Origin of the sequence: Vibrio mimicus CAIM 602, assembly GCF_000338875.1 — a bacterium.
Lineage (GTDB): Bacteria > Pseudomonadota > Gammaproteobacteria > Enterobacterales > Vibrionaceae > Vibrio > Vibrio mimicus.
Map to the genome: position 1 here is coordinate 1 of NZ_AOMO01000088.1, position 14,464 is coordinate 14,464.

At 44.0% G+C, this 14,464-nt stretch carries 15 protein-coding genes and 1 pseudogene; 9 read left to right on the forward strand and 7 right to left on the reverse strand.

What is annotated here, in order from left to right:
• From D908_RS01835 to D908_RS01815, 5 genes and pseudogenes are all read left to right on the forward strand, one after another.
• A pseudogene (locus D908_RS01835) lies at positions 1-205 on the forward strand (IS4 family transposase); the annotation flags it as partial.
• 103 nt (positions 206-308) lie between these two features.
• Positions 309-587, forward strand: coding sequence for a DUF493 family protein YbeD (gene ybeD / locus D908_RS01830; protein WP_000932182.1), 279 nt, complete (start codon positions 309-311; stop codon positions 585-587).
• A gap of 186 nt (positions 588-773) precedes the next feature.
• Positions 774-1,427, forward strand: a complete 654-nt coding sequence (gene lipB, locus D908_RS01825; protein WP_032467763.1) for a lipoyl(octanoyl) transferase LipB — start codon at positions 774-776, stop codon at positions 1,425-1,427.
• On the forward strand, positions 1,420-2,385 hold the full coding sequence (lipA, locus tag D908_RS01820; protein ID WP_005527335.1) for a lipoyl synthase: 966 nt from the start codon (positions 1,420-1,422) through the stop codon (positions 2,383-2,385). The genes lipB and lipA overlap by 8 nt, the downstream gene beginning before the upstream one ends.
• 206 nt (positions 2,386-2,591) lie before the next feature.
• Entirely contained in the window at positions 2,592-2,918 is a 327-nt protein-coding gene (locus tag D908_RS01815) for a lipoprotein (protein ID WP_001079737.1), read from the forward strand.
• Between the two features lie 125 nt (positions 2,919-3,043).
• On the opposite strand, the gene glyA is transcribed toward D908_RS01815, so the two are convergent.
• Positions 3,044-4,294: a serine hydroxymethyltransferase gene (gene glyA / locus D908_RS01810; protein WP_005527337.1), complete on the reverse strand. Its 1,251-nt coding sequence runs from the start codon at positions 4,292-4,294 to the stop codon at positions 3,044-3,046.
• Between the two features lie 339 nt (positions 4,295-4,633).
• Between glyA and D908_RS01805 the strand changes: the two genes are divergently transcribed.
• Positions 4,634-5,230, forward strand: a complete 597-nt coding sequence (locus tag D908_RS01805) for a YitT family protein (RefSeq protein WP_005513036.1) — start codon at positions 4,634-4,636, stop codon at positions 5,228-5,230.
• Between the two features lie 30 nt (positions 5,231-5,260).
• On the opposite strand, the gene vpsQ is transcribed toward D908_RS01805, so the two are convergent.
• From vpsQ to vpsL, 6 genes are all read right to left on the reverse strand, one after another.
• The gene (vpsQ, locus tag D908_RS01800) at positions 5,261-5,695 is read right to left on the reverse strand and encodes an exopolysaccharide biosynthesis protein VpsQ (RefSeq protein ID WP_001177232.1); all 435 of its coding nucleotides are present in this window, start codon (positions 5,693-5,695) and stop codon (positions 5,261-5,263) included.
• Positions 5,674-6,366, reverse strand: a complete 693-nt coding sequence (gene vpsP / locus D908_RS01795; protein ID WP_005527340.1) for an exopolysaccharide biosynthesis protein VpsP — start codon at positions 6,364-6,366, stop codon at positions 5,674-5,676. The genes vpsQ and vpsP overlap by 22 nt, the downstream gene beginning before the upstream one ends.
• Positions 6,363-8,576, reverse strand: a complete 2,214-nt coding sequence (vpsO, locus tag D908_RS01790; RefSeq protein WP_005527342.1) for an exopolysaccharide regulatory tyrosine autokinase VpsO — start codon at positions 8,574-8,576, stop codon at positions 6,363-6,365. Before vpsO ends, vpsP begins: the two co-directional genes overlap by 4 nt.
• A gap of 24 nt (positions 8,577-8,600) precedes the next feature.
• Entirely contained in the window at positions 8,601-9,125 is a 525-nt protein-coding gene (gene vpsN, locus D908_RS01785; RefSeq protein WP_005527344.1) for an exopolysaccharide export protein VpsN, read from the reverse strand.
• A gap of 6 nt (positions 9,126-9,131) precedes the next feature.
• The gene (gene vpsM, locus D908_RS01780) at positions 9,132-10,328 is read right to left on the reverse strand and encodes an exopolysaccharide biosynthesis beta-barrel protein VpsM (RefSeq protein WP_005527347.1); all 1,197 of its coding nucleotides are present in this window, start codon (positions 10,326-10,328) and stop codon (positions 9,132-9,134) included.
• 69 nt (positions 10,329-10,397) lie between these two features.
• Entirely contained in the window at positions 10,398-11,792 is a 1,395-nt protein-coding gene (gene vpsL / locus D908_RS01775; RefSeq protein WP_005527349.1) for an exopolysaccharide biosynthesis glycosyltransferase VpsL, read from the reverse strand.
• Positions 11,793-11,844: 52 nt separating this feature from the next.
• Between vpsL and D908_RS22160 the strand changes: the two genes are divergently transcribed.
• From D908_RS22160 to D908_RS01765, 3 genes are all read left to right on the forward strand, one after another.
• The gene (locus tag D908_RS22160; protein WP_134815426.1) at positions 11,845-12,033 is read left to right on the forward strand and encodes a hypothetical protein; all 189 of its coding nucleotides are present in this window, start codon (positions 11,845-11,847) and stop codon (positions 12,031-12,033) included.
• Between the two features lie 236 nt (positions 12,034-12,269).
• Positions 12,270-12,869 carry a hypothetical protein gene (locus D908_RS01770; protein WP_000815789.1) on the forward strand — a complete coding sequence of 200 codons (600 nt, stop codon included), beginning with the start codon at positions 12,270-12,272 and terminating at the stop codon, positions 12,867-12,869.
• A gap of 168 nt (positions 12,870-13,037) precedes the next feature.
• Entirely contained in the window at positions 13,038-14,357 is a 1,320-nt protein-coding gene (locus D908_RS01765) for an O-antigen ligase family protein (RefSeq protein ID WP_005527355.1), read from the forward strand.
• Positions 14,358-14,464: the final 107 nt, after the last annotated feature.

Sequence of the window (14,464 nt, forward strand, 5' to 3'; positions counted from 1 at the left end):
ATGGCTAAAGGTAGAAAAAAGCAAACCGCCGAAACACGCGCCAACAGTGCGCTGGGCTTATCTTGGCTTAGGGAAATTAGCTGGGTGGCACGATAGTAAACGAACAGGAATAGTGGGCTGGGAGCGACTTTGGGAAGGATGGTTCAAACTACAAACCATCCTTGAAGGTTACGAGCTTGCAATGTCTCTTGAGCATGAAATGTGATCAAGAGACAGGCTTTGTGCGGCTTTTTTGTTCACTTGAGATCCCTCTCAAATGGCTGTAGTATTTCGTCCCGTTTTTCTGATGCCCAAACTGGAGTTTCACCATGCTGAACATCAACTCTGATGCAAAATTAAAAGATCTGCTCGAATTCCCATGCTCCTTTACTTACAAAGTAATGGGATATGCCAAGCCTGAGCTGCCAGAACTGGTGTTGGAAGTGATTCAACGTCATGCTCCAGGTGATTACAGCCCACGTGTTAAACCAAGTGCGAAAGGAAACTACCACTCCGTTTCAGTGACGATCCACGCCACCTCAATCGAGCAAGTTGAGATTCTCTATAAAGAGTTAGGTGAAATCGATATCGTGCGCATGGTTCTGTAAACCACGTTATTATTTTATTTATTAAAATTTTTTTGAAAGCAGCTCAGGCTGCTTTTTCTTTATTTTTCATAAAATTAATAAAACCATCTTGTTATCGGGGTCAAAAAGATTCCCCGCATGTGTAGTTCATTACTGGCAAGCAGTTTATAATCGAAAAACTTTATATATATCTGGCGGATGGCAATAATGGAAAACCAGCTATTGGTGAGACGCCTAGGCAGACGGGATTACACTCCGGTTTGGCAGGCAATGCATCAATTCACTGATCAACGTGATTCTACGACACGTGATGAAGTGTGGCTTGTCGAACACAACCCTGTATTTACTCAAGGGCAAGCAGGCAAAGCTGAGCATCTCCTCAATACTGGAGATATTCCTGTCGTGCAAAGTGACCGTGGTGGACAAGTGACCTACCATGGCCCTGGTCAGTTAGTGGCTTACTTTTTAATTGACCTGCGACGTAAGCACCTTGGTGTACGAGAGTTGGTCACTCATATTGAAAACTTAGTCATTAATACCTTAAAACACTACCAGATTGACTCTGCAGCGCGACATGATGCGCCGGGCGTTTACGTACAAGATAAGAAAATCTGTTCTTTGGGACTGCGTATCCGTAAAGGATGCTCTTTCCACGGGCTGGCACTCAATATTCAGATGGATCTTACCCCTTTTCTGCGCATTAACCCCTGTGGTTACGCCGGGATGGAGATGGTTCAATTGAGCGACTTATATGGCCCAATAGGGATTGAACAGGTTGAACAAGCATTAATCCAAGAACTCGTTACCCTACTGGACTACGAGCAAGTCGAATTCAGCACAGAAGCATACAATCATGAGTAAACCAATTCAGATGGAACGCGGTGTTAAGTACCGCGATGCCGACAAAATGGCACTGATTCCGGTAAAAAACATGCCAACAGAACAAAAAGAAGTTCTGCGCAAACCAGAATGGATGAAGATCAAACTGCCTGCAGATAGCCAGCGCATCCAAGACATCAAAGCCGCCATGCGTAAAAACAACCTTCACTCTGTCTGTGAAGAGGCCTCTTGCCCTAACTTGGCAGAGTGTTTTAACCATGGTACCGCGACCTTCATGATCTTAGGTGCCATCTGTACTCGTCGCTGCCCTTTCTGTGACGTCGCCCATGGCCGCCCGAATGCACCAGAAACGGAAGAGCCGAAGAAACTCGCGCAAACCATTCACGACATGAAACTCAAATACGTGGTAATTACATCAGTTGACCGTGATGACTTGCGTGACGGTGGCGCACAACATTTCGCAGATTGTAATCGCGAAATTCGTGCTTTAAACCCGAACATCAGAATCGAAACTCTGGTGCCAGATTTCCGTGGTCGTATGGAAGTGGCACTGGAAGCTCTTAAAGACAATCCACCAGATGTGTTCAACCACAATCTGGAAACAGCACCACGCCTGTACCGTAAAGTACGTCCAGGAGCAAACTACAAGTGGTCTTTAGAACTGCTGCGTCAATTCAAAGAACAGCATCCTAACGTACCGACTAAATCAGGCTTAATGATGGGCTTAGGCGAAACCAAAGAAGAGATCGTCGAAGTTTTAAAAGATTTGCGTGCACACGGCGTGACAATGCTAACTCTTGGCCAATACTTGGCTCCAAGTCGTCACCATTTGCCTGTTGAGCGCTATGTACCACCTTCAGAATTTGATGAACTGAAAGAGATCGCCCTAGAGCTCGGCTTTACTCACGCAGCCTGTGGCCCGTTTGTTCGCTCTTCTTATCATGCCGATTTGCAAGCCAAAGGTTTAGAAGTCAAGTAAGCCTGCATATTCTCTATCAAGCCAGCCTATTTGCTGGCTTGATACATTATCCCGGATGAGATCCTCCGCCATAATCTAACCTCATCAGCTTTTTAACCTTGAATCCTGTGCTTGGGTTCTATAGGCTTACGTTAAGTTTCGATTACTTTTCGCTCACGATTTCCATCGTGCTTTTGAGTGAATACTGACAACAAGGAAAAATAATAATGAATCGTATCGGCTTACTCGCCCTCACAGCCGCGGCGCTTTTGGCAGGTTGTTCATCCAACACACAACAAGATAACTATCGCGAAGCCTCTTTTGAGTTGTGTAATACCGAAGTGAACATTTACTCGGTCAGTGATGACGGCCAAGTGCGTATCGTGTGTGCAGATGGAGCCAAGTTTGCGCTCAAAACAGAGAAAACCCTCGATATCATGCGTGATATCAACGTGGACTACTGTGATGGTGAAGGCCTAGGTAAATTTACCGAAAGCAACAAGTACTACATGTTCAAGTGCAAATCCGGCACTATGATCAGTGTGAGTAAATAAGCGGTCACTGAACTATATTCCAATAAAAAAGCCTGCGGATTTCGCAGGCTTTTTTGTCACGACGACCCAACTGACTAAAGTTGCAACTATTGAGCTGCAACTTCAACTTGTTCAGGTCTGAGCGCTTAAGCGTAAACAGGCAGACGTTTACAGATTGCTAATACTTTTTGCTTAGTCGCTTCGATAACACCTTGGTCGTTGATATTGTCTAGAACATCACACATCCAGTTAGCGAGATCTTTTGCATCTTGCTCAGTGAAACCACGACGAGTGATCGCAGGAGTACCCACACGAATACCAGAAGTCACAAATGGGCTACGTGGATCATTAGGCACTGAGTTTTTGTTCACTGTGATGTTTGCTGCACCAAGTGCCGCATCCGCATCTTTACCTGTGATATTTTTATCAATGAGATCAACCAAGAAGAGATGGTTTTCAGTGCTGTTAGACACGATCTTGTAACCACGCTCTTGGAACTGTGCCACCATAGCCTTCGCATTTTGCACAACACGTGCTTGGTAAGCTTTGAACTCAGGCTCCATTGCTTCTTTAAACGCAACGGCTTTAGCAGCAATTACGTGCATCAAAGGACCACCTTGGCCACCAGGGAACACCGCTGAGTTCAGTTTCTTGTACATCTCTTCGCCAGCGTTTGACAGGATCAAACCACCACGTGGACCAGCCAGAGTTTTGTGCGTGGTCGTAGTCACAACGTGTGCGAAAGGCACTGGGCTTGGATAAACACCCGCAGCAATCAAACCTGCAACGTGCGCCATATCGACAAATAGGTAAGCACCTACTTTGTCTGCGATTTCGCGCATGCGTTTCCAATCAACAATTTGTGAATAGGCAGAGAAACCACCGATGATCATCTTTGGCTTGTGCTCAAAGGCCAACGCTTCCATTTCGTCGTAGTTGATTTGGCCAGCTTCATCGATGCCGTAAGGAATCACATTGTAGTGCTTACCAGAGAAGTTCACTGGTGAACCGTGAGTCAAGTGACCGCCGTGCGCAAGGCTCATACCCAAAACGGTATCACCTGGGTTTAGCAGCGCCATGTACACTGCACTGTTCGCTTGAGAACCAGAGTGAGGTTGAACGTTCGCGTATTCACAGCCAAACAGTTGGCAAGCACGGTCGATAGCCAAAGCTTCTGCTTTATCCACATACTCACAACCACCGTAGTAACGCTTGCCTGGGTAACCTTCGGCGTACTTGTTAGTTAGTTGAGAACCTTGAGCTTGCATTACACGCGGGCTGGTGTAGTTTTCTGAAGCAATAAGTTCAATATGTTCTTCTTGACGAAGCGTCTCTTCCTGAATGGCAGCGTAAAGCTCCGGATCATAATCAGCGATGTTCATATCACGCTTAAGCATCTGTATCTCCTGACTCAGATTGACTGAAATTGCAAAAAAACCACACAATGACTCAACGCAAACGTTTTCGTCATCACTTTATGGCGCGCATTCTACATAATTTGATCTTTATCATAAAGCCCAAATTCACGAATTTATCATGCAGTTTTTTCATAACCACTAAGACAGCTTTCATATTGATGGCATAAACGACGCCTAAACAACAAACTGTCAATTTTTTGCTTTACACCCTGTAAAGCGGATGTGACATAGGTTTACCTCAATTTTTCATCCCTAGCTACCGAAAATATCGGCTTTTCATTAACATCCGCGCCATTCTCTTCCTTGATAACCTAATTTATGGAAAAACATTCACACAAAGAAGACTGGATCGCGATTCTTACTGGGACATTTCTTGTCGCACAGGGCGTCTATTTTCTACAAGCAGGACACTTATTGACGGGGGGAACTACTGGATTAGCCCTTTTGATGACCAAATTCACACCACTGACTTTTGGTGTGCTCTATTTTCTGTCGAACTGTCCGTTTTATTTGCTGGCTTGGAAACGATTTGGTGCTCGTTTTGCTTTCAACAGCGCAATCTCTGGTGCTTTAGTGTCACTGTTTGCTGATCATTTAGCGCTGTTGATTACGCTTGAAAAAGTGAACACCATCTATTGTGCGGTGGCTGGCGGAGTTTTGATGGGATTGGGAATGTTGATTTTATTTCGCCATCGTTCAAGCTTGGGTGGCTTTAACGTGCTGTGCCTGTTTATTCAAGACAAATTTGGTATTTCGGTTGGCAAAAGTCAGATGGCTATTGACGGCTTTATTCTGCTTGCCTCATTTTTCTTCGTCTCTCCACTGACAATTGGTTTATCTATCCTAGGTGCCTTTTTACTCAATGTAGTATTGGCAATGAATCATAAACCAAGCCGTTACCGCGTTGTTTACTGATATTCACTGTAGATAGAGTAAAGAAGCCGTTTACTCTGAGCTTCTTTGTTTTCGTTGACGTAATCCTGCCAATAACGTGTTAATCAAGCTTGCGATGGTCACCCCCATTAAGCTCGCTAAGATGTCCAGCACCGAAAAAGTACGTAGCGGAGAAAATGCCTGCATCCCTTCATCAATCAGGCAGCAAAATGCCACCAGCGCACCTGTTATCAGTACGACTTTGTAATTACTGCTGGTTGCAGATAGCACGCGATACAGTGCCAATGTCAAAAATAACGCTAATAGACCATGCAAATGCGTATCTCCGCCTACCACTGTTTCTAATTGGTAAACGTAATCTGCATGAAATCCTGATGATTTAAGCCAAGACGCCAAGGCGGTAGATAACGCCAACAAGCTGAATAACGCCACGGAAACCGGGCGTTGCTGACAGATTTGACGGCCTATTTTAAGACTGAGTTGCAAATATTGATCTCTAATTTTGGCTCACGGCGTAATGCTAAAACGCAAGCCAGTTTAAATTGGTCGGTCGATTTTAGGTATTCCGCTAAAGTGTGTCGACTGTTTTTCCCGTACAAACCACGAGCGAGATGTTCAATCACCAACCACTTTTGCTCACTATTCCACAACTTCCATTTTGCTAAACCAACTTGTGAAATCGCGATATTTACTGCAGGCGTATAAGGCCCATACTGCGCGGCTTTAGTTAAGTATTCACCCAGTTCAGTGATCTCTTGCCCATCACGATGAAGCTGAGCTTCTATTTTTAATAGCTCAGCCCAAGTATCTGGCCACATCGGTCGGCGTTGTGCACTTTCAAGATATGTTGCTTTTGCCGTTGTTAAGGCCTGATCCGCTTCTTGACCCGTTGATAAGAAAGCCCGCCACTGCCAGATCCTCGCGGCTAAAAAATAGTATTGAGGATGATCTGGATTGTGGTTAATAGCCTGTTGAATGGCGACATGGGCCTCTTCTACGGCAGGCATACTGGCTGGAGTATGATTCCAAGCCAGTAGTTCTTTTTCTGCTGCTAAAGCATATAAAGAAGCAATCCCTTGCTGAAAGGCAAAATAGATCACTAACAATGCAGAAGCAGCAACACAGGCTCTCCAACCAACCTGAAAAGCGGTATTCACTGTACTGAGCCCGGCTTATTATCTTCTCCGTAATAAGCCTGATAATGATAGTAACCGCTGTAACGTGAAGCCTTCTTAGCATTGAGTCGGTTGAGAATCACGCCATCAATTCGGCTGCCTTGCTGAGTCAGTTTACCCACCACTTCACGTACAACAGGGGTTCGAGTATGGTTCGCATCAATCACCAAAATCACTGAATCGACATGTTGCGCCAACATGAAGCTATCACTCACCGCTAGACATGGTGGTGTATCAATCACAATCCGTTGATATCGAGTTCTTAAATCCGATAACAGCTCACTAAATTTAGCTGATGACAGCAATTCCAATGGGTTGGAAGTATAAACACCAGCCGTAAGCACATCGAGCCCAGATTGCTCGTCGTGGTAGATGCAATCCTCTAGCTTCTGCGTACCGGTCAACAGGTTGGTCACACCCGATTGCGAGCCTGAAATTCCAAAACGATGAGCGATCGCCGGTTTGCGTAAATCGCAATCGATAAGCAAAGTCTTTTCCATCTGAGCTAGAGATAACGCTAGGTTAATGCTAGCGGTTGTTTTCCCCTCCCCCGGCAAACAAGAAGTGAGCATCACAACATGCTGTTCTTGATTAACATGCGCCAATAAATAGCTCGTTCGTATGGTTCGTACCGCTTCGGTCAATTCACGCAATTTTTCATCAAAATAAGCCTTCGCATCTAACTTGCCACGACGTTGACGGATGGCAGGTACAACCCCAAGCAAACTCAACGCAAGCTGCTTCTCCACTTGTTTGATGTCAGCAAAGGTGTCAGACATCGCATCGGCAATAAACGCTACCACGCAAGCAAAACCAAACGACGCCACAAATGCCAGTAGCACAATCAATTTCTTATTTGGCTTACTAGGCGTTAATGGAGCTGTTGCTTGATCGGTAAAACGAGCAATCGTGGTATTAAAGTCACCGGAAGCACTTGTCTCTTTCTGACGCGCTAAGAACAAATCAAACAATTCACGGTTAGTTTGTACTTCGCGCTTTAGCTCTGAATACTTGGCATTCTTCACGGTCAGAGTTTGGAATTCTGATTTACGTTGGTTGAACTCCGTTTGTAATGAGCGTTCAGCTTGTTTAGCCGCTTGTAACTCATTATTGATACCGTTCAATAGCTGCTTAAGTTCAGAGCGCAGGTTTTTACGCACAGCTTCCAACTGAGCGGCGGCCGATTTCAATTTCGGATGTTTCGGACCATAACGCTTCGAAAATTCTGAAACTTTACGTTCTGCATCCACTTCCGCCACTTTCAAATCACGAATGGTCGGGTGGTTAGATATTTCAGGAATCGAAGATAATGCCGTCAAGTCACTATCATTTTTGCTATAGCTATTGGCAACCAGATACAAGGTTTCAGCAGCAACGCGACGATCGCGCGCTTTGTTCATCTGCGATGTTAGCTCTTCCAATTCTTGCGTTGCTAACCCTTCAACCCCTTGTACATCCACCAGTCCTTCAGCTTGTAGAAAGGCTTGCAGTTGCGTTTCCGACTCACGCATTTTTTCGCGCAACTCACCCATTCGGTTGTTCAACCAAGTATTGGCTTTTAATTCCACTTCTAATTTGGCATCAAGATGGCTATCCATATAAACCCGCGCGATTTCATTCGCAATATCTGCCGCCAACTTGGGGTTACCCGCTGTGTAGTAGATATTAACCAATTGGGTTTTACGGATTGGACTAATGTTCATGCCATTTTTGAACTTATACAGAATCAATCGACTATTGCGATACGCCTCTTGTTCGGCATCAGGTACCACTTCCTGTTGCTTAAATGCCTTGAGAAAAGGCATCCATTCCAACAACTGATTAGTGAGGCCAGAAGATTGATTCTCCTTTTGAGTAGGATCGAACTCAGGATCGGTCGCCAAATCAAGACGCTGAATCACCTCTTGAGCAATCGTGTCTGATTTGAGGATCTCAATTTGGGTCAAGTAGTATTCCTGACTTTTAGTATCAAGTCCGTACACCTCTTCAATCGAAACCGCTTTCGCCTGGGTCGATTCAATCAAAATTGTTGCACGCGCCGTGTACTCAGAGCGCATCGACAGCACAAAAAGCAGAGTGATGGCTGTTACCATGATTGAAAACAGCAGGATTCGCCATTTGTAGTTGAGCAGTACATTAAAATACTGACGAATATCGATCACTTCTTCTTGAGTGAATTGTTTACCTGTCATCTCGTGTACCATTACACCCTAAAATTAAAAGAAGCTTTCAGCGACAGTCAGTATGTCACCGGGCTGAAGTTTACTGAGCAAAGTGGCTTTGACCGGCTTGGCTTCCGGATCATCGCTGCTGGAGATAAACAAATTGGTTTTGGAGGCACGTTCGGTGAACCCGCCTGCAATCGTTATCGCCTTATTGACCGTTAATCCGGGATGATAAGGATAACTCCCCGGCTTCATCACTTGGCCATTTACAAAGAAAGGACGGTATTCAAGGATTGAAACTGACACGTTTGGATTGATCAAATAACCATCCAACAAACCATCGTGAATGGAGATTTTCACTTCTTCCAAAGTTTTTCCTTTCAGGCGAATTCGACCAAGAAAGGGGTAGTCAATCACACCGTTGTCGCTCACCCGAGTTTCAAAAGAAAGCTCTGGTTCGTCATAGACTTGGATACGAATTTGATCGCCGACACCAAGTCGATAAAAATCATCGTTAGCGAAAGCCAAAGAAGGCAATAGCAATAGGCATAACAAAAAAGAGAACAAGTATTTCATAGCGGTTTACATCACACCCTGAATGGTCAGGTAATACACATTTTGACTATAACTGAGTGAATCGAGATTGGAGTCTTTCTTTTCATGACCAACCCCCACCTCTAAGGTTAACCATCGACGCAGGTCATAACTGGCACGCAAACTTGCATTAGTCGTATCATCTTCGCGATTCGATGCGGTGTAATCTTCACTCAAACGCGTTAATACCGCTTCCGTTGCCCACTTCGCATTCCAGTTATGGGACCAATTGACTTGATAGGTTGCCGCATCAATCGCATCGCCATCACCATCAGAGTCGGTTGAACGTCGGTTTGTCACCAACTGCAATGCTGAATAAGTCCGGATTAGGTAAGTCACATCGACATCCCATGATATTGAGTCAAAGTCCTTGCGGCTTGGTGCATCAAAGTCTTTCTGTTGATAGCCCAATTTCACATTACCCTGTAATTTACCCGTGGCATCCCAAGAAGTACCAAGGTAAGCAAAGTAATGATCGTTATCTTTGGTGCTTGAACCTGTTGCAATGAGATCATAGCGACGCGAATTGGCGATCACCTGCGCGATAAATGAAGTACGCGGTAAGGCTCGATAATAAAACGTTGAGTTAAAACGCAGTTCATCCCAATCCTGATATTGAGTGATATTACGGTTGTTTTGGTAGGTAAAATCCTGCCAGCCTATGTTCGTTTCGATACGACCAATCGCTTCGGTCGAACCGAAACCATAACCGAAGTTAAGGCTGTGGCTATCGTATTCGTTATAACCCAACCCAAGGGTTGTATCATTATCGCCACGCCCTTCATGCGCCAACGCTAAGTTGTATTTCAGAGCTAAGCGATGACGTGAGTTCAATTCCCATGCACTAGAGAGATCGAGAAAATGATCCGTAAAGTTATCTTGCTGGGAACTGAAGTAAGTTCCATTGCGTAGACGATAGCCTAATTCGGTCTTGTTACCCTGTGGCTCAAAAACCAAGCCAACTCCCGGTTCAATAATCGAAAATACCGAACTGTCTAATTGCTGGTTAGCTTTCGCGATGTTGTCGTTATACCCTGTTGAAAGATTGAGAAAAGGTACAATAGCGATGCCAGATTCGGTCTTAATCGGGTTTGGCGTAGGCTCTGCGACACCATACGGCGCATAAATCGCCGCCAGCGTAACCAAGCTGACGGAAAAAAGAGAAGTCACTTTCATCGGTTCCATTTATCTGCACTTACTCAAATTGATATTCACTCAAGAGTAGCACTCCCCTCTAAATGGGAGCGCCCTGAACTAATAGACGTTCTTTCCAACAAAACCTTTGAAGATGGTGAGAAAAACGATTTTGATATCGAACCACAATGACCAGCGATGGATGTAGTCAAGATCAAACTGTACCCGTTTCTCCATCTTATCGACGGTATCAGTTTCACCACGCCAACCATTGATTTGTGCCCACCCGGTAATACCGGGTTTGACTTTATGACGCAGCATGTAGCGGTTAACGATGGTTCGATATTGCTCGTTATGTGCCACCGCATGAGGTCTTGGACCAACAATGGACATAGTGCCTTGCAGCACATTGAAAAACTGAGGTAACTCATCCAATGAAGTGCGGCGGATAAAAGCCCCAAATCGAGTCACTCGAGGATCACCTTTGGTTGCTTGTTTCACTTTGCTGCCATTATCCATCACTCGCATGCTGCGAAATTTCCAGACTTGAATTGGTTTACCATCCAATCCATAGCGATTCTGTTTAAAAATGATCGGCCCCGGGGAACTGAGTTTGACCCCAAGCGCAATCGCCAATAACACTGGACTAATGAGAAGTAGAATAATGCTGCTCAGCACAAGATCCTCAAATCGTTTAACCCAGTTCAGCAGTCCATTGAATGGGGTATCAAAGATACTGAAAGCGTTCACATCACCAATCGTGTACCAACGTGAGTGCAATAAATTAAAAGTAAAAAAGTCAGGCACTATGTAGGTATTGACGGTACTGTCAGAAAAGGCATCTAGGATTTGATTGATGCGACGCTGCGCCTGCATAGGCAGTGCGATATACACATTCTGCACTTGCCCTGTTTTCGCTAAGCTTAACGCATCATTAATTGTGCCAAGGACGGGAGCTCCATCGTCTAAGCGTGAAGGTGCACGATCATCGTAGAAACCTTGCATTACAATTCCTAATTCAGGGTTATGAATGAGGTTTGCCGATAACTCTTGACCTTGCGCCGTCATACCGATAATGACCGCTTTTCGAGTATGTAATCCATTTTTGTGCATATAGTGAATGGTTGCGAAAGCAAGTACTCGCCAACCAATCAGAGCAACAAAAACGCCTGTAAACCAGCTCCCCATCACAAGCCGAGAAAACTCAATTCCAGTTTTTGAAAAATAGCCTAATAAGGTCAAACAGGCGATGGTCGCCGTCCAACAGAATGCAGTATGCATAGATAACGAACGCAGCTTTGCCGTTCGCCAGCCACTATAAATATCTAAACTTTCAGCAATATAGGAATAAAAAATCACACCAAGCAATGCAACGGAAATATATGCCATAGTGACAACATTCTGATTAACTTTAATCGCCGCATACATGATGACCAATATGAAAAAGCTATCAATTAATCGGTAGAAAAACTTACCTTGATAGTTAGTAATACGTATCCTGCCTTTTTCCTTCATGACTACATGCTCCTGACCAACGCAAGCTTTTCTCAAAGAGTAATTTTAATGTATGAATTATTTTTTAAATCCTACATCTTTATCAATAGATAAACCTGCGTCAATTGTAAGACTTACAAAAAATAAAAACCGTCTGGATAAAAACGGTTTAATATATACACCACTCACAATTCATACATCAAAACTCAATACAATCAATCAATTAAGGCAACAAGCAAAAACCAAACAAAACTTTAGTTAACTATGTTAAATATATAAATAAACCTAAAGTTTATCTTCACGAAAATTAAAAGACTAAAAAATCATGAGGTGAAATAAAACAAATGTTCATTTTTAAATTTGAACACTAATTATTGTTTTTGCGAAACAATAGTGAGTCAAATATGAGAACAAATAGAAAACTTATTAATTCAAAAATCACTTTGCTATCACCTTGGATTAGAATCACTCAAAATAATGAAGTGGATACCATCCATTATGAAACAAGTTCTATTAATAACCTTAATCAGTCTGTTCTCAGGTCACTACGCTTTAGCTGAAACTGAATTAAACACTTCAAATCCGCTCGACAGTGCCGTGTGTTCTAACGACACAGAGCTAAATGGCTATTTAAATCAATCGACAGATTTGGTTGGGACAGTATCGATTTTGATGTCAACCTGTCCTGAGAAGTCGTTGCAGATTGCTTCACTAGCAACAAATTTAAATCCACAGCTTGCTCGAGAAATCTATACCGTACTATTTCAGAATGTTCCTGCCGAGCAGCTAGTACAGCGAGCAGTAGACGCGGTGAGAAGTGTAGAGCAAGAACAGCGTGCAGATGTTGTTCAAGCCGCAATTGAAAACGCACCACAAGATCTTGCACAGGCAATTGTTGATGCAATTGCGGACGCTGGACTCATGGATCCAACTGAAATCATTATTGCCGCGATCGCCGGTGGTGCAGATCCTGGCTCTATTACTGAGCCTTCTGCTGCAGGTATTGCCACACCACCGCCTGTTGCGCTTGCTCCGGGAAACACCAATACCTTTGGTACTGGAAATGGCAACAATGGCGGCACCGCTTCGCCTAACTGATCGTAACTCTTTATATCCAAACTATTTGAAGTGGCAGACAGGATATCGCTAGATCCCCCAAACATAGCGTCAATGCGCTATTGTTTGGAGCATAGTCATCTCTATGTAACCTATAACTCTGCTTCTACGATTAAGATGGGTAAACCGCTATTTTGAGCAGACTCACTTATGCTTTTGTTCCACAAGCCTCTTCTCCTTGCCTTCTTATTGTTTGTTTTCTGGCTACCGATCCCACTTGGTAGTAATAGACCTTGGGCATGGTCACTTAATGAAATTTTCGGTGCTTGTTTGCTGATTGCTTGTTTATTCACCATCCCAGCAATTCAGTGGAAACAAGCAATCAAACGCGCACAACTCATCCTCATTCCTGTTGCATTCTTTACTCTATGGTCATGGATACAAAGTTGGCAAAGTTTAGCTCTGTCACCCGATTCTGGGCTGGTTTTTATTTCCACCATCAAGTCGCTGCACTACTTACAGGTTTGCTTGATAGCCGCGTTGTTGATAGATACCCCTCAGAAGCTAAAGATGTTGGCAACAACGATGATTGCCAGTGGTGTTTGCCAAGCTTTTTATGCAGGAGTGGTATTACTGCTCGAACTCCACACTTCCCCTGTTTTTTCGCTTCCTTTAAACCAACGGGCGTCGGGCAGTTTTGTTTACCACAATCATTTAGCAAATTTTCTCATGCTCAATCTCTGCCTTGGATTTGGCCTATTGATTGCTCAGCTAAGCCACCAAAATCAATCAGGTTGGAAAAACACATTCAAGAATTTGCTAACTATTACACTTTCCGATAAAGCCTTTATCCGTCTCGGACTCGTGATTATGGTAATCGCACTCGTGCTAACTCGTTCAAGAATGGGAAACATGGCATTTTTTGTCGCACTGAGTGTAGGGTGTGTCCTGTTATTACTGTTTTATCGACACAAGCCCAAAAGCATCTACATACTCATTGTTAGCTTGTTTATTGTTGATGCCTTCGTGGTCAGTAACTGGTTTGGTTTAGATAAAGTCCGCCAACGTTTAGCAGAAACCAGTTTACAAAGTGAGTCTCGCGATGACGTGGTTCATGACGCTATACAAGCCATTCAAGAACGCCCATTTACAGGATTTGGTAATGGTACTTTCTACTCCACATTTCCATCTTATAACCAAGGTAAAATCGCTTTATTTTACGATCATGCACACAATGATTACGTGCAATTTACCCTTGAATCCGGTCTTGTAGCCATCTGTTTATTGGGGATTATGGTTCTATTCTGTGCTTGGCGATCTTTACAGGCTTTTCGCCATCGAAGTAATGCGACCATGCGTGGTATTGGTTTAGGAAGCTTGATGGCGATCATTGGTATGCTGATGCATATGAGTGTCGACTTCCCATTACAAGCGCCTGCAACAACGCTCTACTTTCTTTTTTGTTTGTTAATGGCGAATTGGAGCATGACCCTGCCGACACCCAAACGCCGACCAGCACGTGTGACTTAATAAGGCAGAAATCAAACAAGGGGGGAACCTTCTCCCTTTTCATTCCAATAATTATCAAAATCACCAAGGTCGTGCTGCCCACTCTCCATTGAAATAACGTTTGTTTT